The 19,202-nt window shown below is 73.6% G+C and carries 22 protein-coding genes; 14 read left to right on the top strand and 8 right to left on the bottom strand.

Translation table 11 applies throughout. The annotated features are described in order from the left end of the window. Window positions 1-103: 103 nt before the first annotated feature. Window positions 104-649, bottom strand: coding sequence for a GtrA family protein (locus ACFVSN_RS27870; RefSeq protein ID WP_380502516.1), 546 nt, complete (start codon window positions 647-649; stop codon window positions 104-106). A gap of 270 nt (window positions 650-919) precedes the next feature. On the opposite strand from ACFVSN_RS27870, the gene ACFVSN_RS27865 reads away from it, so the two are divergent. From ACFVSN_RS27865 to ACFVSN_RS27855, 3 genes are read left to right on the top strand one after another with little or no spacing between them, the layout of a single operon-like run. After that, window positions 920-2,059, top strand: a complete 1,140-nt coding sequence (locus ACFVSN_RS27865) for a 5-(carboxyamino)imidazole ribonucleotide synthase (RefSeq protein WP_380442087.1) — start codon at window positions 920-922, stop codon at window positions 2,057-2,059. Next, window positions 2,056-2,586 carry a 5-(carboxyamino)imidazole ribonucleotide mutase gene (purE, locus tag ACFVSN_RS27860; protein ID WP_380442085.1) on the top strand — a complete coding sequence of 177 codons (531 nt, stop codon included), beginning with the start codon at window positions 2,056-2,058 and terminating at the stop codon, window positions 2,584-2,586. The genes ACFVSN_RS27865 and purE overlap by 4 nt, the downstream gene beginning before the upstream one ends. Before the next feature lie 32 nt (window positions 2,587-2,618). Continuing rightward, window positions 2,619-3,836 carry a dipeptidase gene (locus ACFVSN_RS27855; protein WP_380502514.1) on the top strand — a complete coding sequence of 406 codons (1,218 nt, stop codon included), beginning with the start codon at window positions 2,619-2,621 and terminating at the stop codon, window positions 3,834-3,836. Window positions 3,837-3,861: 25 nt separating this feature from the next. Here the strand turns inward: ACFVSN_RS27855 and ACFVSN_RS27850 are convergent, their stop codons facing one another. Both ACFVSN_RS27850 and ACFVSN_RS27845 read right to left on the bottom strand, forming a co-directional pair. Then, on the bottom strand, window positions 3,862-4,275 hold the full coding sequence (locus ACFVSN_RS27850; RefSeq protein WP_380442081.1) for a CoA-binding protein: 414 nt from the start codon (window positions 4,273-4,275) through the stop codon (window positions 3,862-3,864). 35 nt (window positions 4,276-4,310) lie between these two features. Continuing rightward, entirely contained in the window at window positions 4,311-5,648 is a 1,338-nt protein-coding gene (locus ACFVSN_RS27845) for a UDP-glucose dehydrogenase family protein (RefSeq protein WP_387956790.1), read from the bottom strand. Window positions 5,649-5,839: 191 nt separating this feature from the next. Between ACFVSN_RS27845 and ACFVSN_RS27840 the strand changes: the two genes are divergently transcribed. The 4 genes from ACFVSN_RS27840 (at window position 5,840) to ACFVSN_RS27825 (ending at window position 9,956) form a co-directional block, all read left to right on the top strand. Further along, a complete protein-coding gene (locus ACFVSN_RS27840) occupies window positions 5,840-7,006 on the top strand; it encodes an acyl-CoA dehydrogenase family protein (RefSeq protein WP_387956789.1) in 1,167 nt (388 codons plus the stop codon). Window positions 7,007-7,159: 153 nt separating this feature from the next. Continuing rightward, window positions 7,160-8,023, top strand: a complete 864-nt coding sequence (locus tag ACFVSN_RS27835; protein ID WP_380497249.1) for an oxidoreductase — start codon at window positions 7,160-7,162, stop codon at window positions 8,021-8,023. Window positions 8,024-8,187: 164 nt separating this feature from the next. Beyond that, window positions 8,188-9,420: a beta-ketoacyl-[acyl-carrier-protein] synthase family protein gene (locus ACFVSN_RS27830; protein WP_387601520.1), complete on the top strand. Its 1,233-nt coding sequence runs from the start codon at window positions 8,188-8,190 to the stop codon at window positions 9,418-9,420. Window positions 9,421-9,479: 59 nt separating this feature from the next. Then, window positions 9,480-9,956: a GNAT family N-acetyltransferase gene (locus ACFVSN_RS27825; protein ID WP_387956788.1), complete on the top strand. Its 477-nt coding sequence runs from the start codon at window positions 9,480-9,482 to the stop codon at window positions 9,954-9,956. A gap of 9 nt (window positions 9,957-9,965) precedes the next feature. Here ACFVSN_RS27825 and ACFVSN_RS27820 read toward each other — a convergent pair whose 3' ends face one another. Together ACFVSN_RS27820 and ACFVSN_RS27815 are read right to left on the bottom strand one after the other, a co-directional pair. Further along, window positions 9,966-10,472, bottom strand: a complete 507-nt coding sequence (locus ACFVSN_RS27820; RefSeq protein WP_387956787.1) for a hypothetical protein — start codon at window positions 10,470-10,472, stop codon at window positions 9,966-9,968. A 29-nt stretch (window positions 10,473-10,501) separates the two neighbouring features. Then, window positions 10,502-11,110 (bottom strand): NAD(P)H-dependent oxidoreductase, encoded by a 609-nt coding sequence (locus ACFVSN_RS27815; protein WP_387956786.1) that lies wholly within the window; start codon window positions 11,108-11,110, stop codon window positions 10,502-10,504. 121 nt (window positions 11,111-11,231) lie between these two features. On the opposite strand from ACFVSN_RS27815, the gene ACFVSN_RS27810 reads away from it, so the two are divergent. After that, window positions 11,232-11,714, top strand: a complete 483-nt coding sequence (locus ACFVSN_RS27810; protein WP_387956785.1) for a MarR family winged helix-turn-helix transcriptional regulator — start codon at window positions 11,232-11,234, stop codon at window positions 11,712-11,714. On the opposite strand, the gene ACFVSN_RS27805 is transcribed toward ACFVSN_RS27810, so the two are convergent. Continuing rightward, window positions 11,711-12,103 carry a MerR family transcriptional regulator gene (locus ACFVSN_RS27805; RefSeq protein WP_380497255.1) on the bottom strand — a complete coding sequence of 131 codons (393 nt, stop codon included), beginning with the start codon at window positions 12,101-12,103 and terminating at the stop codon, window positions 11,711-11,713. The genes ACFVSN_RS27810 and ACFVSN_RS27805 overlap by 4 nt on opposite strands. A gap of 164 nt (window positions 12,104-12,267) precedes the next feature. Here ACFVSN_RS27805 and ACFVSN_RS27800 point away from each other — a divergent pair, with 164 nt between their 5' ends. The 4 genes from ACFVSN_RS27800 (at window position 12,268) to ACFVSN_RS27785 (ending at window position 15,014) form a co-directional block, all read left to right on the top strand. After that, on the top strand, window positions 12,268-12,762 hold the full coding sequence (locus ACFVSN_RS27800) for a peptidylprolyl isomerase (protein ID WP_380442063.1): 495 nt from the start codon (window positions 12,268-12,270) through the stop codon (window positions 12,760-12,762). A gap of 230 nt (window positions 12,763-12,992) precedes the next feature. Then, window positions 12,993-13,448, top strand: a complete 456-nt coding sequence (locus ACFVSN_RS27795; RefSeq protein ID WP_380502494.1) for a barstar family protein — start codon at window positions 12,993-12,995, stop codon at window positions 13,446-13,448. Window positions 13,449-13,643: 195 nt separating this feature from the next. Further along, a complete protein-coding gene (locus ACFVSN_RS27790) occupies window positions 13,644-14,075 on the top strand; it encodes a GNAT family N-acetyltransferase (protein WP_380442059.1) in 432 nt (143 codons plus the stop codon). 126 nt (window positions 14,076-14,201) lie between these two features. Continuing rightward, on the top strand, window positions 14,202-15,014 hold the full coding sequence (locus ACFVSN_RS27785) for an arylamine N-acetyltransferase (protein WP_380502489.1): 813 nt from the start codon (window positions 14,202-14,204) through the stop codon (window positions 15,012-15,014). Window positions 15,015-15,078: 64 nt separating this feature from the next. Here the strand turns inward: ACFVSN_RS27785 and ACFVSN_RS27780 are convergent, their stop codons facing one another. Next, window positions 15,079-15,780, bottom strand: a complete 702-nt coding sequence (locus ACFVSN_RS27780) for a phosphotransferase (RefSeq protein WP_387956784.1) — start codon at window positions 15,778-15,780, stop codon at window positions 15,079-15,081. A gap of 137 nt (window positions 15,781-15,917) precedes the next feature. On the opposite strand from ACFVSN_RS27780, the gene ACFVSN_RS27775 reads away from it, so the two are divergent. Continuing rightward, window positions 15,918-16,505 carry a hypothetical protein gene (locus ACFVSN_RS27775; protein WP_380442053.1) on the top strand — a complete coding sequence of 196 codons (588 nt, stop codon included), beginning with the start codon at window positions 15,918-15,920 and terminating at the stop codon, window positions 16,503-16,505. 106 nt (window positions 16,506-16,611) lie between these two features. Here ACFVSN_RS27775 and ACFVSN_RS27770 read toward each other — a convergent pair whose 3' ends face one another. Continuing rightward, entirely contained in the window at window positions 16,612-17,937 is a 1,326-nt protein-coding gene (locus tag ACFVSN_RS27770; protein WP_380442051.1) for an LCP family protein, read from the bottom strand. Window positions 17,938-18,355: 418 nt separating this feature from the next. On the opposite strand from ACFVSN_RS27770, the gene ssuE reads away from it, so the two are divergent. Then, window positions 18,356-18,910: an NADPH-dependent FMN reductase gene (ssuE, locus tag ACFVSN_RS27765; protein WP_387956783.1), complete on the top strand. Its 555-nt coding sequence runs from the start codon at window positions 18,356-18,358 to the stop codon at window positions 18,908-18,910. The last annotated feature ends 292 nt before the right edge of the window (window positions 18,911-19,202 follow it).

Raw genomic sequence — 19,202 nt, 5'->3', positions numbered from 1 at the left:
GTAACCACTGTCCTCTCGGGCGGGTGGGACCGGCAAGCGCAGGACGCGCGTCGGGCCCGCGAGCGGGGTGCTCGCGGGCCCGACGGCGTGGACGTGCGGAGGATCACTCCGCCTTGGCGTACCGGATCTCCTCGGCGGCCAGCATCAGCTCGGCCTGCGCGGCCAGCTCGCTGCCGGTGGCGTGCGGGGCCTGCGGCTCGGCCTCGGGCATGGCCTTGAACACCCAGGTGCGGTACGAGACGAAGCGGAACACGGTGCCCAGCGCGAGGCCGACCAGCTTGGCGCCGAGCTGCTCGAAGTGCGAGTCCAGGCCGAGCAGGTACACCGAGGTGCCGAGCACGCCGGTCTCGATCAGCATGCCGATGCCGCTGAACACCAGGAACAGCGTGATCTCGCGCTTGCGCGAGGCGGCGTCGCGGTCCCGGTACAGCCAGTAGCGGTAGCCGAGGTAGTTGGTGGCGATCGCGATCAGCGTCGCGGCGATGTTCGAGCGCAGCGAGGCCAGGTGCAGGCCGTTGATGCAGACCCAGAACACCAGGAAGTTGACCACCACGCCGCTCAGGCCGACGATGCCGAACTTCACGGCTTCTCCCGTGAGTCCGCGCATCTTCTGCACGAGTGTGGGACTCGGAGCTGCGGTCGTGGCCATACCGGGCTGCCTCCATGTGCGTGCGGTCGAAAGGGCGGTGCGTCGGGACGGTGCCCGCCCCTTGTGCCCTGCGTGCACGCACATGATCGGACTGCGTAGACCAGGACCTGGCCGTCCAGGCTACCCGGTTCCGCCGAACGGCTCAGCCCCTCGCGCCCCCGGTTGACATCTACGCGCGTCCACCCGGAGGGCCCCTCCGGCCTTGCCACCAGCGGCTCCATCGCCCCCGATCGGCCCGGATATCCTGGCCAGGTGACTTCCCCGGGCAATGTGAATTTTCCAGTGGTGGGCATGATCGGCGGCGGGCAGTTGGCCCGCATGGCACACCAGGCGGGTATCCCGCTCGGGGTCAGGTTCAAGCTCCTCGCCGACACCCCCCAGGACTCCGCGGCGCAGGTCGTCTCCGACGTTGTGCTCGGCGACTACCGCGACCTCGACACCCTGCGCCGCTTCGCGGCCGGCTGCGACGTGATCACCTTCGACCACGAGCACGTCCCGACCGAGCACCTGCGGGCGCTGGAGGCCGACGGCATCGCCGTCCGCCCCGGTCCGGACGCGCTGGTCAACGCCCAGGACAAGGGCGTCATGCGGGCCAGGCTCGACGCCATCGGGGTGCCCTGCCCCCGGCACCGGATCGTCGCCGACCCGGCCGACGTGACCGCCTTCGCGGCCGAGGGCGAGGGCTACCCCGTCGTCCTGAAGACGGTCCGCGGCGGCTACGACGGCAAGGGCGTGTGGGTCGTCGACGACGAGCAGGAGGCCGAGGCGCCGTTCCTGGCGGGCGTGCCGGTCCTGGCCGAGGAGAAGGTCGACTTCGTCCGCGAGCTGGCCGCCAACGTCGTCCGCTCGCCCAGCGGCCAGGCCGTCGCCTACCCGGTCGTGGAGAGCGTCCAGGAGAACGGCGTCTGCGCCGAGGTCACCGCCCCCGCGCCGGACCTCGACCCGGCCCTGTCCGACGAGGCCCAGCAGCTCGCCCTGCGCATCGCCGGCGACCTCGGCATCACCGGCCACCTCGCCGTCGAGCTGTTCCAGACCCGGGACGGCCGGATCCTGGTCAACGAGCTGGCCATGCGCCCGCACAACTCCGGCCACTGGACCCAGGACGGCGCGGTCACCTCCCAGTTCGAGAACCACCTGCGGGCCGTCCTCGACCTCCCGCTCGGCGACCCCCGGCCGCGCGCCAAGTGGACCGTCATGGTCAACGTCCTCGGCGGCGACTACCCGGACATGTACCACGCCTTCCTGCACTGCATGGCCCGCGACCCTGGCCTGCGCATCCACATGTACGGGAAGGACGTGAAGCCCGGCCGCAAGGTCGGCCACGTCAACGTCTTCGGGGACGACCTCGACGACGTCCGCGAGCGCGCCCGCCACGCGGCCGCCTACCTGCGAGGAACGATCACCGAATGAGCGACACCAACCCCGTCGTCGGCATCGTCATGGGCTCGGACTCCGACTGGCCCGTCATGGAGGCCGCCGCCCAGGCCCTCGACGAGTTCGAGATCCCCTACGAGGTCGACGTCGTCTCCGCCCACCGGATGCCGCGCGAGATGGTCGCCTACGGCGAGAACGCGCACAAGCGCGGGCTCAAGGCGATCATCGCCGGTGCCGGCGGCGCCGCCCACCTGCCGGGCATGCTCGCCTCCGTCACGCCGCTGCCGGTCATCGGCGTCCCGGTGCCGCTGCGCTACCTGGACGGCATGGACAGCCTGCTGTCGATCGTCCAGATGCCCGCCGGCGTGCCGGTCGCGACCGTCTCGGTGGCCGGCGCGCGCAACGCGGGCCTGCTCGCGGTGCGCATGCTCGCCGCGTTCGACCCCGAACTGACCGAGCGGATGACCGACTTCCAGGCCGAGCTCAACACCCAGGCCACCGAGAAGGGCAAGAAGCTCCGCGCCAAGGTGGCCGGTTCGGACTCCTTCGGCTTCGCCAAGTAGGCGGCGCGGCGGGGTGGGGTAGAACAGGTCGCATGACCTCTGAGCTGGACTTCCCCACCCCGCTGGACCGTGCGCGGGCCCTCCTGCGCACCGCCCCCGTCGTGGACGGCCACAACGACCTCCCCTGGGCGATGCGCGAGCAGGCCGGGTACGACCTCGGCGCGCTCGACCTCGCCGCCGACCAGAGCGACCGCCTGCACACCGACCTCGCCCGCCTCGCGGAGGGCGGGGTCGGCGCGCAGTTCTGGTCCGTCTACGTGCCCACCCGGCTGGCCGGCGACCACGCCGTGAGCGCCACGCTGGAGCAGGTCGACTTCGTCCACGCCCTCGTCGCGCGCTACCCCGACCGGCTCCGGCTCGCCCGCACCGCCGACGACATCGAGGCGGCCCGCGCCGAGGGCCGCATCGCCTCCCTGATGGGCGCCGAGGGCGGCCACTCCATCGACTGCTCGCTCGCCACCCTGCGGGCCCTGTACGAGCTCGGCGTCCGCTACCTGACCCTCACCCACAACGACAACGTGCCGTGGGCCGACTCGGCGACCGACAAGCCGGTGGCCGGCGGGCTCACCCGCTTCGGCGAGGAGGTCGTCCGGGAGATGAACCGGCTCGGCATGCTGGTCGACCTCTCGCACGTCTCCGCCGACACCATGCGCGACGCCCTGCGGGTCACCGAGGCGCCCGTCGTCTTCTCGCACTCGTCGTCCCGCGCGGTCTGCGACCACCCGCGCAACGTCCCGGACGACGTCCTCGCGCAGCTGCCCGGCAACGGCGGCGTCGCGATGGCCACCTTCGTGCCGAAGTTCATCCACGCCGAGGCCGCCGCGTGGACCCTGCGGGCCGACGAGAACATGCGCGCCCACGGCCTCCACCCGCTGGACACCACCCCCGCGGGCATGGCCCGCCAGCGCGAGTTCGAGGCCGCCCACCCGCGGCCGGTCACCACCGCGTCCACCGTCGCCGACCACCTCGACCACATGCGCGAGGTCGCCGGGATCGACCACATCGGCATCGGCGGCGACTTCGACGGCACCGCGTTCCTGCCCGAGGGCCTCGGTTCGGTCGCCGGCTACCCGAACCTCGTCGCCGAACTCCTGCGCCGCCACTGGTCGGAGGCCGACCTGGCCAAGCTCACCTGGCACAACGCCGTCCGCGTCCTGCGCGACGCGGAGTCCGCCGCGGCCGGGCTGCGGGCCACCCGGGGCCCGTCCATCGCGACGATCGCGCAGCTGGACGGCGCCGCCCCGGCCTGATGACCGGACCCGTCCGGCCACGCCACTAGCCGAGCCGGGGGAACTCGATGGCCGGGCACCTGTCCATGACCATCGAGACCCCGGCGGCCGTCGTCCGCTCGTACGCCGCCGCGTCGACGACGCCGAGCTGGAACCAGACCGCCTTCGCCCCGACGGCCACCGCCTGGTCGGCCACCTCGCCGGCCAGCTCGGACCGGACGAACACGTCGACGACGTCGACCGGGAACGGCACCTCCGCCAGCGACGCGTAGCCGGGCTCGCCGAGGACCGTCTCGGCCTTCGGGTGCACGGGCACGATCCGCTTGCCGTGGCGCTGGAGCACGGCGGCCACGCCGTACGCGGCGCGCGCGGTGTTGTTCGACAGGCCGACCACCGCCCAGGTGTCGCCCGTGCCGGTGAGGATGTCGCGGACCGTCGCGTCGTCGCCGTAGCTCGTCATGACGGTCCCAACGACGTGCCGGGGTGCGGGATTCCCTAGCTGGGCCGCCCGAGGGCGCGGTACGTCCAGCCGGCGGCGCGCCAGGCGTCCGCGTCGAGGACGTTGCGGCCGTCGAGGAGGCGGCGCTCGGCGACGACCGCGCCGAGGACGGCCGGGTCGAGGGTGCGGAACTCCTGCCACTCGGTCAGGTGCAGCACCACGTGGGCGCCCTCGGCGGCCTCCAGCGGGGAGTCGGCGTAGGTCAGGCCCGGGAACATCTTGCGGGCGTTGTCCATGGCCTTCGGGTCGTAGACGGTGACCTGGGCGCCCTGGAGCTGGATCTGGGCGGCGACGTTGAGCGCGGGGGAGTCCCGGATGTCGTCCGAGTTGGGCTTGAAGGCGGCGCCGAGCACGGCCACCCGGCGGCCCAGGAAACCGCCGCCGCACTGCTCGCGGGCCAGCTCCACCATCCGGGAGCGGCGGCGCATGTTGATCGAGTCGACCTCGCGCAGGAAGGTCAGCGCCTGGTCGGCGCCGAGCTCGCCGGCCCGGGCCATGAACGCCCGGATGTCCTTGGGCAGGCAGCCGCCGCCGAAGCCGAGGCCGGAGTTGAGGAACTTGCCGCCGATCCGCTCGTCGTAGGCGAGCGCGGTGGAGAGCTGGGTGACGTCGGCGCCGGCCGCCTCGCACACCTCGGCCATCGCGTTGATGAAGGAGATCTTCGTGGCCAGGAAGGAGTTGGCGGCGGTCTTCACCAGCTCCGCGGTCGCGTAGTCGGTGACCACGAACGGCACTCCGGCCCCGATCGGCTCGGCGTACACCTCGCGCAGCTGCCGCTCGGCGCGCTCGCTGTGCGCGCCGACCACGATCCGGTCCGGGCGCAGGGTGTCCTGGACGGCGAAGCCCTCGCGCAGGAACTCCGGGTTCCAGGCGAGTTCGGCGTCGGCGCCGACCGGCGCCAGGGCGGCGAGGCGCTCGGCCAGCCGGCCGGCCGAGCCGACCGGCACGGTGGACTTGCCGACCACCAGGGCCGGGCGCGACAGGTGCGGCGCGAGGCCGTCGATCGCGGCGTCCACGTAGGACATGTCGGCGGCGAACTCGCCCTTGCGCTGCGGGGTGTTGACGCACACGAAGTGGATGTCGGCGAACTCCGCGACCTCCTCGACGGAGGTGGTGAAGCGCAGCCGGCCGGTGGAGCCCTCGTGCCCGGCCACGTGCTTGAGCAGCAGCTCGGACAGGCCCGGCTCGTACATCGGGACGCGGCCGGCGGTCAGTGTGGCGATCTTCTCGGGGTCGATGTCCAGACCGAGCACCTCGAAGCCGAACTCGGCCATCGCGGCCGCGTGGGTGGCACCGAGGTAGCCGGTGCCGATCACGGAGATGCGGAGGGTCACGGGTTCCCCTTTGTGCGGACTCGACCATGAGTGGGTGCCCTGATGCTATCCGTCCCCCGGACTCCGCCGGAGGCCGCCCGTCCGGGGCCCGCCGGGGGCCGGAAACGCTAGGCAGTCGCAGGTCGGAGCCCTAGGATCTCTACTCGACGGTAACCAACCGGATCCTTCGATCACTGTGGCGAGGCGGCATCATGGCGGGCAGCGCAGGCGCGGCTGACTTCGATCTCTTCCGTATCTCCGAGGAGCACGGGATGCTCCGTGAGGCGGTGCGCGGGCTGGCCGAGGCGAAGATCGCTCCGTTCGCGGCGGAGGTGGACGAGCAGGGCCGGTTCCCGCAGGAGGCGCTGGAGGCGTTGCGGGGCAGTGACCTGCACGCGGTGCACGTGCCGGAGGAGTACGGGGGTGCGGGGGCGGACGCGCTGGCGACGGTGATCGTGATCGAGGAGGTCGCGCGGGTGTGCGCGTCGTCGTCGTTGATCCCGGCGGTGAACAAGCTGGGGTCGCTGCCGGTGCAGCTGTCGGGCTCGGAGGAGCTGAAGGCGAAGTACCTGGGGGCGCTGGCGCGTGGTGAGGGGATGTTCTCGTACTGCCTGTCGGAGCCGGAGGCGGGTTCGGACGCGGCGGGGATGAGGACGCGTGCGGTGCGGGACGGTGATTTCTGGGTGCTGAACGGGGTGAAGCGCTGGATCACGAACGCGGGTGTGTCGGAGTTCTACACGGTGATGGCGGTGACGGATCCGGAGAAGCGGTCGAAGGGGATCTCGGCGTTCGTGGTGGAGAAGGGCGATGCGGGTGTGTCGTTCGGTGCTCCGGAGAAGAAGCTGGGGATCAAGGGGTCGCCGACGCGTGAGGTGTACTTCGACAACGTGCGGATTCCGGCGGACCGGATGATCGGTGCGGAGGGGACGGGTTTCGCGACGGCGATGCGGACGCTGGACCACACGCGGGTGACGATCGCGGCGCAGGCGGTCGGGATCGCGCAGGGGGCGCTGGACTACGCGAAGGGCTATGTGCAGGAGCGCCGGCAGTTCGGGAAGGCGATCGCGGAGTTCCAGGGGGTCCAGTTCATGCTGGCGGACATGGCGATGAAGCTGGAGGCGGCGCGTCAGCTGACGTACGCGGCGGCGGCGAAGTCGCAGCGCGGGGACGGGGACCTGACGTTCTTCGGTGCGGCGGCGAAGTGCTTCGCGTCGGACGCGGCGATGGAGATCACGACGGACGCGGTGCAGTTGCTGGGCGGGTACGGGTACACGCGGGACTACCCGGTGGAGCGGATGATGCGCGACGCGAAGATCACGCAGATCTACGAGGGCACCAACCAGGTCCAGCGCATCGTCATGGCCCGCAACCTGCCGTAACGCACACGACCTCGAAGTTCCGGGAGCCCCCGGCCGATCACCGTCGGCCGGGGGCTCCGGCGTTTCCGGGGCGGGTCGGGCCCCGGCCGCCGGCCTGACGTATAAATGATCGTCAACTTCCTTGTGGTGCACGGCATACGGAGGGCATGGGGAATGAGCAACGAGAAGCGGGCGGCCGGGCGGGTCTGGCTGATCACCGGGGCGAACTCCGGCTTCGGGCAGGCGATCGCCGAGGCCGCGATCGCCGCCGGGGACAGCGTGGTGGCGGCGGCCCGGCGGCCCGAGGCGCTGGACGGGCTGGTCGCCGCGCACCCGGGGCGGGTCGTGCCGGTGCGGCTGGACGTGACGGACGGGGAGCGGATCCCGGCGGCCGTCGCGGAGGCGCTGGAGCGGTTCGGCCGGATCGACGTCCTGGTGAACAACGCCGGGCGCGGCCTGATCGGCGCCGTCGAGGAGTACACCGACCGTGAGCTGCGGGACCTGATGGAGCTGCACTTCTTCGGGCCGGCCGCGCTCACCCGGGCCGTCCTGCCGCACCTGCGGGCGCAGGGCTCGGGGGCGGTCGTGCAGATGAGCAGCATGGGCGGGCGGTTCTCGTTCCCCGGGGTGGGGGCGTACTCGGCCACCAAGTTCGCGCTGGAGGGGCTGTCCGAGGCGCTGGCGCAGGAGGTCGCCGGGTTCGGGGTGAAGGTGCTGATCGTCGAGCCGGGCGCGTTCCGGACCGGCTTCGCCGGCGGCGGCGCCCTCGCGCACGCCACCCCGATCGCCGCCTACGACCCGGTCGTCGGCCCGGTCCGCACCGGCCTGCCGGACTCCGACGGCAAGCAGCCCGGGGATCCGGCCAAGGCCGCCGCGGCGATCCTCGCCGCCCTGGACGCCGAGCACACGCCGCTGCGGCTCGCGCTCGGCAGTGACGCCGTCGACGGGGTCCTGGGGCAGCTCGACCGTGCCCGCAAGGAGGCCGAGGCGTGGGAGGCGGTCGGCCGCGGGACGGACTTCGCCGACCTCGCAAACTAAAGGAAACCTACAAAGGGGCCGTACCCGAATCGGTGCTCTCCGGCCTCTGAAGATCCCTCAATCCCCTGTCAGAGTGGCACAGGGTTCGACCGCTCTCCGGGCCCATCGGCACGGAGGGCGGTTTCGATTTGTGGCCTCTCAATAAACGTAGGGGGAAAGATTTCATGAATGCCGACAGCGGTGCCGCCGGCGCCGGCCACGTGGTCGTCACCGGTCTCGGGGCGACCACGCCGCTCGGCGGGGACGTCCCCTCGACCTGGGCCGCGATGCTGGCCGGGCAGTCCGGGATCGCGGCCATCGAGGACGCCTGGGCCGCGGACCTGCCCGCCCGGATCGCCGGCCGGCTGAAGGTCGAGCCGTCCGAGGTGATGGACCGCGTCCAGGCCCGGAGGCTGGACCGCTGCGAGCAGATCGCGCTGATCGCCGCCCGGCAGGCCTGGGCCGACGCGGGCGCCCCGGAGGTCGACCCGGAGCGCCTCGCCGTCGTCATCGGCACCGGCACCGGCGGCGCGGTCACCATGCTCGCGCAGGACGACGTGCTGGAGGCCTCCGGCGTCCGCAAGGTCTCCCCGCACACCGTGCCCATGCTGATGGCCAACGGCCCGGCCGCGTGGGTCAGCATCGAGCTCGGCGCGCGGGCCGGCGCGCACACCCCGGTCAGTGCCTGCGCCTCCGGCGCCGAGGCGATCGCCCTCGGCCTCGACCTGATCCGGCTCGGCCGCGCCGACGTCGTCGTCGCCGGTGGCGCCGAGGCCTGCATCTGCCCGCTCCCGATGGCCGGCTTCGCCCAGGCCAAGGCCCACTCGACCCGCAACGACGAGCCCACCAGGGCCTCCCGGCCGTTCGACGTCGACCGGGACGGCTTCGTGATCGGCGAGGGCGCGGTCGTCCTCGTCCTGGAGCGCGCCGAGTTCGCCGCCGCCAGGGCCGCCCGCCCGCATGCCGCCCTGGCCGGCGCGGCCGTCACCTCCGACGCCCACCACATCACCGCGGCGGCGGCCGAGGGCCAGGTCCGGGCCATGCGGCGCGCGGTGGCCGAGGCGGGGCTCGCCCCGCAGGACGTCGCCCTCGTCCACGCCCACGCGACCTCCACCCAGATCGGCGACCTCGCCGAGGCGGAGTCGGTCACCGAGGCGATCGGGCTGCACCCGGCCGTGACCGCCACCAAGTCGCTCACCGGGCACCTCTTCGGGGCGGCCGGCGCGCTCGGGGCCCTCACGGCCGTCCTCGCCGTCCGGGAGGGGGTCGTGCCGGCCACCGCCAACCTGGAGCGGCTCGACCCGGCGGTGAAGCTCGACGTCGTCGCGGGCGCGCCGCGCACCGGGGCCGTGCCGGTCGCGCTCACCAACGCGTTCGGCTTCGGCGGGCACAACGTCTCGCTGGTGTTCACGCGCTGACGCCGGGGCCGGCCGAAATCCGGGCGACGCGGGGCCGTCCGCTTCGTAGGCTGACGGCCATGTCCTCCGACCTGCGCCTCGAACCCGTCACCCCGGCCAACCTCGACGCCGCCCTCGCCCTGCGGGTGCGGCCGGACCAGGAGGGGCTGGTGGCATCGGTGGTGAAGTCGCTCGCGGAGGCGTACGTCCACGGCGACACCGCGTGGCCCCGGCTGATCTTCGACGGCGAGCGGATGGTCGGGTTCGTGATGGCCTTCTTCGACATCACGTTCTACCCCGACAAGGCGGGGGACCGGCCGCGTTCGGGCCTCTGGCGCCTGCTCGTCGACGCCGACCGGCAGGGCGGCGGCTACGGGCGCTTCGCGGTGGAGCAGGTGTGCGCGGAGGTCCGCCGCCGCGGCGGCACCCGCGTCACCGTCACGTACCACCCCGGGCCGGACGGTCCCGCCGAGTTCTACGCCCGGCTGGGCTTCCGGCCGACCGGCGAGACGAGCGGCGACGACGCGGTGGCGGAGCTGGAGCTGGACCCGGCCTGAGGCCGGGGCTCAGCGCTCGGGGAAGGGCGCGAGCTCGGCGTCCCAGGCGTCGGCGGCCGCGCGGAGCTCGGCGGGGGCGAGGAGGAACTCGGCGGTGTGGCCGGGCCACACGTCGTCCCCGTCCTCGTCGCTGTCGTCCTCGTCCTCGTCGCTGTCGGCGTCCTCGGCGTCGAGGTCCACCCACGGCGGCGCGGCCTCCAGCGCGAAGCGGACCCGCACCGGCCGCCGCCCGTCCGCGGGCTGCTCCTCGGCGAGGCCGAAGGTCAGCAGCGGTTCGGTGAAGTCGAGCGCACCCGGGCTGCGGGCCGGGTCGGCGGCGGCCCGCAGCCACCGCGAGATCTCCCGCGCCTCCCAGGTGGTCAGGCACGCCTCGACGAACCGCCACGCCCCCTCGGGCACGGCCACGGCGCCGGCGATCACCAGCCAGTTGTCGTCGTAGCCCTCACCGCGCGCCGTCCCGAACTGGTAGCTGCGCGGCCGCAGGTCGAGCCGGTGCGAGGAGCTTTCGAGGAACATCCGCCCATCGTGTCACCGCGCCCGCGCGGTCACCGCAGGAGGACCGCCGCCTCGGCGCGGGCCTGGTCGAGCCAGGCGGCGCGGGTCGGGGCCGGGGCGTCGGTGACGGTGCGGAAGACCGTCCGGCGGATGTCGGTGACGCCGACGTACGGGAGGACGCAGGCGGCCCAGATCCGCTGGAGGGGATCGCCGAACTCGGTGCGCTCGCGCTCCTCCGGGGTATCGGAGGTGTTGAGGACCAGGGCCCGGCCGGCCCGGAGCAGCCCGGCGGGTTCGCCGTCGGCGGTGCCGAGCTTGTACGCGACGCCGGGCGCGAGCACGCGCTGCACCCAGCCGGTGAGGACGGCGGGCGGCATGCCCCACCAGTTGGGGTGGATCAGGACGAGGGCGTCGAGGGTGGCCACTTCGGCGCGGTGCAGCGCGAGTTGCGGGTCGGCGGGCGCGTCGGCGGCGTTGACGGTGCCGGTCTCCTCGGCGGTGAGCAGGGCGGGGAACCCCTCCGCGTACAGGTCGTGGGCGCGCACGTCGCAGCCGCGCCCGCGCAGTTCGGCCACGACGGCGTCGTGCAGCGCGTGGTTGAAGCTGCCCGGCCGCGGGTGTGCCAGGTAGACCCCGATCGGGCCGGCCGTGTCGTCCATCGCCTCGTCCCTCCCCGGTCGTACGCCGTGTGCGGGCGCCCGATGCCGGTGATGCTACCGACCGCGTCGGTGCCGCGCCGGGAATCTGTGCATGCGCACGCAACTCGGTACGATGAACGGCATGAACCGTGCCGACCTCACCCTGGGCCCGCTGCCGGAGCGCGATCACGCCTTCTACGGGCTGGTCTGGGCCGGCGCCACGCTGGCCGCCCGGGTGGACCGGGAGCTCGCCCGGGTCCACGGGCTGCCGCTGTCCTGGTTCGAGGTGATGCTGTGGCTCAACGGGCAGCGGGAGCCGGTCGCCGCCTCCGACCTCGGGGCGAAGACGATGCTCAGCCGCAGCCAGGTGTCCCGGGTGGTCGACGCCCTCGCCGGGCGCGGACTGGTGGCCCGCTCGGCCTCCGACTCGGACGCCCGCTCGGTGCGGATCGAACTGACCGAGCGGGGCCGGGCCGCGTTCGCCGAGGCCGACGCGACCCGGCGGGCGGTGCTCGCGCCGGTCTTCGACGACCGGCTCGACGACGCCGACATCGCCGCGCTGGAGACGGTCTGGCGCAAGCTGAAGGAGCCCCGGCCCGACCGGGCGCCGGACGGGACCCGCTAGCGCGCCCCGCGCCCGGCCGGGCCGAGCGCCGGGCGGCCGGAGGCGGTCTGGATCACCTCGTCCAGGACCTCGCGCGAGCGGACCAGGTCGGCGATCATCCGGTCGATCCGCTCCCGCTCGGCGGTGAGCTCCTCGACCAGCAGCGGGGTGGCGATCTCGTTCGGGCCGCCGTCGGCGTCCCGCATGCAGGGGAGGATCTCGTAGATCTTGCGGCTGTGCAGTCCGGCCGCGAACAGCTCCTGGATGAGGATGACCCGGTCCACCGCGCCGTCCGGGAAGTCCCGGTGCCCGCCCAGGGTGCGGTCGGGGGCCAGCAGGCCCTGCTTCTCGTAGTAGCGCAGGGAGCGCTCGCTCACGCCCGTGCGCCGGGCCAGTTCACCGATCCGCATGCCGCCCACCCCGTCGTCGCGATCGAACGCCCGCCCCGCTCGAAGCCGGCCCCGATCGTAACGTCCGTGCCCGGTGCGGCGGGGCGGTACGGGACGACACCGAGGTGGCGCCGGACCGTCGGGGGTGTCGCGCGTCGGAGCGTCGGTCGTGCCATGATCCCTGCATGGCTTCCAACGTTTTCTTCGACATCACGATCAACGACGAGCCCGCCGGCCGGATCGTCTTCAAGCTGTACGACGACGTCGTCCCGGTCACCGCCCGCAACTTCCGCGAGCTCGCCACCGGCCAGAACGGCTTCGGCTACGAGGGCTCCGGCTTCCACCGCGTCATCCCCGACTTCATGCTGCAGGGCGGTGACTTCACCAACCACAACGGCACCGGCGGCCGCAGCATCTACGGCGAGAAGTTCGCGGACGAGAACTTCGAGATCAAGCACACCAAGGCCGGCCAGCTCTCGATGGCCAACGCGGGCCGCAACACCAACGGCTCGCAGTTCTTCATCACCACCATCGCCACCAACTGGCTGGACGGCAAGCACGTCGTCTTCGGCGAGGTCGTCGAGGGCATGGACATCGTGAAGCTCATCGAGTCCAAGGGCTCGCAGAGCGGCCGCACCTCGGCCAAGGTCACCATCGCCAAGTCCGGCATCGTCGAGTAATCACCGGTGCGTGGCCGGGCTCCCGCCCGGCCGACCCGGTACCGCGTACCGCCCCGTCGTGGAAAGTCGGATCCGCCGACTTCCCACTCGGGGCGGTGGCGTTTCCGGGCGTCCGTCCGGACGCGTTCCCGCATGCCGAGGCGCTGCCGCACCGGACCCGTCGGCCGGCCGGGTGAGCCCCCGGCGCGGCGGCGTCCGGCGCCGGCGGGCGGGGCGGTAGAGCTACCGTCGTGACGCACCCCAGCCCACCGGAGAGACTGCTCGCCGGGGCCCGGTGGGACCTGTTCCCCGGGCACCCGTGGGCGGGCCTGGCCCGCGTCCCCGCCGGGGACGTCCGCCGGGTCGCGATCGACGGCGGCGCGTGCCGCACCAAGGCCGGCCTGCTCACCGCCTGGGCGCGCGCCCTCGACTTCCCCGCGTACTTCGGCCACAACTGGGACGCCTTCGAGGAGTGCCTGGGCGACGTCCTCCACCCCGCCGGGGAGCCGGACCGGCCGCCGCCCCGGGTGCTCGTCGTCCTCGCCGGCGCGGACGAGCTCCTCGCCGACGCGCCGGAGGCCGAACTCACCACGCTGCTGCGGATCCTGGACGCCGCCGCCGTCGACCACCTGCTCGCCGTGCTGTTCGCGGCGCAGGACCCGTCCGCCACCGCGTACCGGTTCAGGGCGGCGGCCCGCGCGCTGTGAGGGGCGGAGTGGGGCGGTGATCAACTGGCCGTTACTGCACCGGAATTCGGCCAGTTCACCCGCGCGTCGCGACCAGTGCGCCGGAAAGCGGCGCACCCGACGTGCGGCGCGGCTAGGGTCCAGCGCCATGAGCGAGCGAATGGTCGAGAGGTGCGTGTGGGCGAATGCCCCCGCCGAGCGCAGCGAGGTGGGCGCATGAGTCTTGATGTCGAGGTCGTCCGGGAGACGACCGACGAGCTGGTGGCCGCGTTCGCCGGCCTGCTCCCGCAGCTGTCCGGTTCGGCCAAGCCGTTGGACCACGCGGCGCTGGCCCACCTGGTGGCCTGCGACTCCAACACGCTGCTGGTCGCCCGCCTCGACGGGGTGATCGTCGGCACGCTGACCCTGGTGCTGTCCCCGCTCCCGTCCGGCCTGCGGGCGCGGATCGAGGACGTGGTCGTCGACGCGGAGACGCGCGGCAAGGGTGTCGGCGCGGCCCTGACCGACGAGGCCGTGCGGCTGGCGCGCGAGGCCGGCGCCCGGACCCTCGACCTGACGTCCCGGCCGTCCCGCGAGGCCGCGAACCGCCTCTACGAACGGGCTGGCTTCCAGGCCCGGGACTCGAAGGTCTACCGCTACGCGGGCTAGCTCTTCCGCCCGCTGCGCGGGAAGTCGGCCGGCCCGACGTCCCGCGCAGCGGCAGTGCGGGTGGGGCCGAGGGCGTAGGACCAATGGACGATGGCCGACCGGCCCGCGTCCGGGTGGAATGGTCGGATGGATCACGCGCCACGCACCGAGCAGCCGTACGGCGGCCTCACCGCCGCCCAGCGGTCCGCCTACCTCGACCGCATCGCGCTCCCCGAGCCCGGCGCGCCGTCCCCGGAGGCGCTCGCCCGGCTCCAGCTCGCGCACCTGCGGGCCGTCCCGTTCGAGAACCTGAGCATCCACCTCGGCGAGCCCGTCGTCCTCGACCCGGACGCCCTGGTGGCGAAGGTCGTGACCGCCCGCCGCGGCGGCTTCTGCTACGAACTCAACGGCCTCTTCGCCGAGTTGCTCGGCTCGCTCGGCTACCGGGTGAGCCTGCTGGCCGCCCGTGTCTTCGACGGCGAGCGGCCGGGCCCGCCGTTCGACCACCTCGCGCTGCGGGTGGACCTCGACGAGCCGTGGCTGGTCGACGTCGGCTTCGGGCGTTTCAGTCGCGGCCCGCTGCGGCTCGACGGACGCGGCGAACAGGCCGACGCCCACGGCACGTTCACCCTCGTCCCGGCCGGCGCGCACGGAGACCTGGACGTCCTCCTGGACGGCACGCCGCAGTACCGGCTGGGCCTGCGCCCGTACGAGCTCGCCGACTTCCGCCCGACCTGCTGGTGGCAGACCACCTCGCCGGACTCCCCGTTCACCCGCTCGACGACCTGCTCGATGCTCACCGCCGACGGCGGCCGGGCGACCATCGCCGGCAACCGCCTGATCACCACCACCCCGGCCGGCGAGCGCAGCGAGCTGACGCTCACCGACGACGAGGCCCTGGCGGCCTATCGCACCCGCTTCGGGATCGCGCTGGACCGCATCCCGCAGGGCCCGCGCTGACGCCCGAAGGTCTACCGCTGCGCGGGCTGGTGCCCGCGCAGCGGCGCCGGTGGGGCCGAGGGCGTCAGGGCCGCTCCTGCCGCCCGCCGCGCGCCTCCGGGCCGGCCACGCCGAGTGCCAGCGCCTCCGCCGCGTCGAGCCGGGCCACCTCCGCCGCGTCCAGGGTCGGGTTGGCGGCCCGGCGGGCCCGGGCGGCGGAGAGGTCGCCCGGCCCGCCGAGGTGCCGCACCAGCGCCGCCAGCACGGCCCGGGCGGCCGTCGCGAGGCCGGCGGGCAGCGTGAGCACGACCTCCGCCATGATCAGCACCGACGTGCCCGTGTCCAGGGCGGGCGGGCCTTCCGCGGCCGTCGCCCAGTCGATCACCACCGGCCCGCGCGGCGTCATCAGCACGTTCTCCGGGTGCAGGTCGAGGTGCAGGATCCGGTGCGCCGGGTCGGTGCCCGTGCGGGCCGGGACGGCGTGCAGCCGCCGCAGCAGCCCGGCCAGCAGTTCGCCGGCCGCTCCGGGCGCGAGCTCGCCCGCCACGAGGGCGTCGCGCATCGTCGGGCCGGTGAGGCGCTCCAGGACGAGTTCGCCGGGCGCGGCCCCGGGGCTCGCCCCGGGCACCGGGTAGCCGTGCTCCGCGAGGTGCCGCATCACGGCGAGTTCGCCGGACGCGTCGCTGCCGTCCCGGTACCGGCGCAGCACCCGGTGTCCGTCCAGGGCGAAGACGTCGGCCGTCCGCCCGCGCCCCAGGAGCGCTCCGGTGCCGCTTCGTTCGTCCACGGGGGGCAGGGTAGCGCCGGGCCCGGCCGTCCGGGCCGGAATCACACAATCACTCCGGGTGTCCGCGCGGTCGCCGTAGGCTCTCCTCGCGCGGCCGAGCCGCGCTCAACTCCACTCTCCGCCAAGGTGGTTCACCGATGGAGCAGCCGATGGAAGCGATGGGGCAGGGCCTCGACGACGCCGAGGTGACGTACGAGCAGGTCACCGTGGTCTCCCTCGCGGCGGGCGAGCCGGCCAATCCGGCGCGCGTCCCGGTCCGCGTCTCGCGCGAGGTGATGACGGTCAAGCGCGTGGCGAGCTACTGGGTGCGCTGGGACGAGCGGCGCGGCCCGGACGACATCCGCCACCACGCGCGGTGGGTGCCCGACGAGGAGTACGTCCGCCCGGAGCCGGGGAGCCCGGACGGCACGCTGACGGTCACCGTCGCCGCGTACTGGACGTACCGGGCGGGCGGGCGCCCGCGCCGCCGCACCAGCGAGACGGTGGTCGCCTTCCGCCCCGGCGAGACCGAGCACGAGCTCGTCCTCGAACGCCCCGATCCGCAGCACCCGGCCGCCCTCGCCGTGCACCTGGCGGACGCCCGCTGGGTGGACGGCGGCCGCGCGCGGGAGATCCACTACGGCTACTCGGGCCCGACCGAGGCCGGGGGCGCCGGCGACGGCGAGGGGGAGTGGCTGGTGCGCTTCCCGGAGTACGTGACCGGCCTGCAGCCGATCGGCCGGTAGGGGCCCGGCCGGCGGCGGCCGGCACGTCCGTCCCGGAGAACGCGAGCGCCTCCTGGACCAGGCGGCCCAGGAGGCGGTGGCGGCGGTGGAGCGGCGGGTGGGTCCGCTACTTGACGTCCGGCACGGGGGTGTCGTTCTTGAAGGCGTCGAACACCTGCTTGGCCTTGGCGGAGTCCCACTTGACCGCCGACTCCCCGGTGGTGGTGCGGAAGTCCGGGTTGGAGATCGGGATGGTCAGCGTCTTGCCGCTGCCGCCGTTGACGTCCTTCATCGCGAGGAAGAGCGAGCCGAGGTCGGTCAGGCCGGTGTCGTTGTCGACGATCAGCGTGCCGAGGCCGGCGTCGACCAGCGGGTAGAAGGTGAACGGGTCGAGCAGCGTGCCCGGGGAGGCCGCCTGGTGGGCCAGGGCGGCGAGGAACTTCTGCTGGTTGCGCATCCGGCCGAGGTCCTGGTCGGCCATCTGGTGGCGCTGGCGGACGAAGGCGAGGGCCTGGGTGCCGTTGAGGGTCTGGTCGCCGGCCTTGAGGTCGAGGCCGGAGTCCCGGTCCTTGATGTCCTGGTCGATGTGCATCTGCACGCCGCCGACCGCGTCGACGATGCCGACGAAGCCGGAGAAGCCGATCTCGGCGTAGTGGTCGATGCGGATGCCGGTGTTCAGCTCGATGGTCTGGACGAGCAGCCGGCCGTTGCCGTTGGCGAAGGCCGAGTTGATCTTCGAGTTGGTGCCCTTGAGGGTCTTGCCGCTGCTGGTCTTGTACTCCGGGATCGGTACCCAGGAGTCGCGCGGCACGCTCAGCAGGGTGTTCCCGTTGTCCCCGACGTGCAGGATCATCATCGAGTCGCTGCGCTTGCCCTCGACGTCGTGGCCGGTGTGGAGGTTCTCCTCCTGGGCGTCGGTGAGGCCCTCGCGGCTGTCCGAGCCGACGATCAGCCAGTTGGTGCCCTTGCCGGCCGCCGGGCGGCCGGGGTAGTCGGCGAGCACGTTGTCGTGGTTGATCTTGGAGTCGGCCCAGAAGTAGGTGGAGACGGCCGTCACCATGATCGCGACGAGCAGGCCGAAGACCGTCCACTTGGCGATCCGGCCCTTCGACCAGCCCCTGCGCCCGGCGGGGCCCGGCGCGGACGGGCGGGTGCCGCCGGGGGCGCCCGGACCACCAGGGCCACCCGGACCGCCCGGACCACCGGGGCGGCCGGGACCGTCGGGCCGGCCGGGGCCCTGCGGCGGGACGCCGCCGGTGCGGGAGGGTTCGGGCCGGCGCGGCGCCGGGGCACCCGGCCCGCGCGGGTTCAGCCCGGCCGGCAGCGGCGGCTCGGCCGACGTGCCGCCCCCGCTGCGCCCGTACGCGCCGCCCCCGTCGCCGCCGCCGTACGGGGTCCCGCCGTTGTACGGGTTCCCGCCGCCGCTCGGGCGGCCCTCCTGCCACGTGTTCATGTGGACGAGGATGCCCGAAGGCGTCCGGCCTGACTCCCCCCGGGGGCTCCACCAGGCCTCTTGTAGCAGTTTTGATGCACGTGCCGGATCGTTCCGCCGCAACTTCCGCGCGTGCGCACGCCCGTGCGGGCGCCGGCTCGCCGGAGTGATCCGTCCCACTCCGGCGTTCACCTGCCGAAACGATTCTTGACCGCCCCGAACACGCCGTGTTTGCATTTTTGGCATGGATCAGCGAAGGACCCTCACGCGTCGGCGGCACGTCGACCTCAAGCGTGTGTCCCGTTCGCTCTGTCGTGGCTGACGCGCGCCCCGTCGAATTCCCCAACTCCCTTTCCCCGGGCGGCGGAAGCACCGCCGCTCCGCCGCAGCGGCAGCGCCGCCGCACCGCGTCGTCCCCGCTTCCCGCAGAGGTGAACCCATGGCCACCGTCCTGTCCGTCTCCGGCTCCCCGTCCGCGACCTCCCGCACCACCCGCCTCCTGCGCCACGTGGACGGGTGGCTCGCGGCCCGCGGCCACCACGTGATCCCGTTCGAGGCCCGCCACCTGCCCGCGCACGCCCTGCTCTCGGGCGACTTCGACCATCCCGAGATCGCCGCCGCCGTCGAGCTGTTCGCCCGGGCCGACGGCGTCGTGATCGGCACCCCCGTCTACAAGGCCGCGTACTCCGGCCTGTTGAAGGCCCTGCTCGACGTCCTGCCGCAGTACGCGCTCGCCGGCAAGGCCGTCCTGCCGCTCGCCACCGGCGGCTCGCCCGCGCACGTCCTCGCCGTGGACTACGCGCTGCGTCCGGTCCTCAGCTCGATGGGCGCCGGCCACGTCACCCAGGGCTGGTTCGTGCTCGACCGCCACGTCACCGCCGGGGAGGACGGGACGACCGTCGTCGAGCGCGAGACCGAGGCGCTGCTCGCCCCCGTCGTCGACGGCTTCGCGGTGGCGCTGGAGCGGCTCGCCGCCCCCGTCCTGGCCGGCTGACGAGCCGCGGCCGCGGGCCCGTACGGGGCGTCCCCGAGAAGGGCCGCGGCGACCCCTAGGGGGAGGGCCGCCGCACCCCGTACAACTCCCGTTGGCCCGCTTCATCCCGGCGGAGGACGAGCGCTCCGTCCGCCGCTCCTAACGTGGTTCATACATCCCCGCCCGTCCGGAGCCGGCCCGATTTCCTCGGGTCGGCGGCCCGGTGCGCCGGGCAGGGTGGGGACAACCCCCGGTCGAGGACTACCGCTTCCACCATGTCGCCGGACAGGTGGGGACGACCAGGCTGGGGGCC

Origin of the sequence: Kitasatospora sp. NPDC057904, assembly GCF_042887925.1 — a bacterium.
GTDB lineage: Bacteria > Actinomycetota > Actinomycetes > Streptomycetales > Streptomycetaceae > Kitasatospora.
Note: the sequence above shows the minus strand (reverse complement) of the source record. Positions and strands in the feature narration are given on the sequence as shown.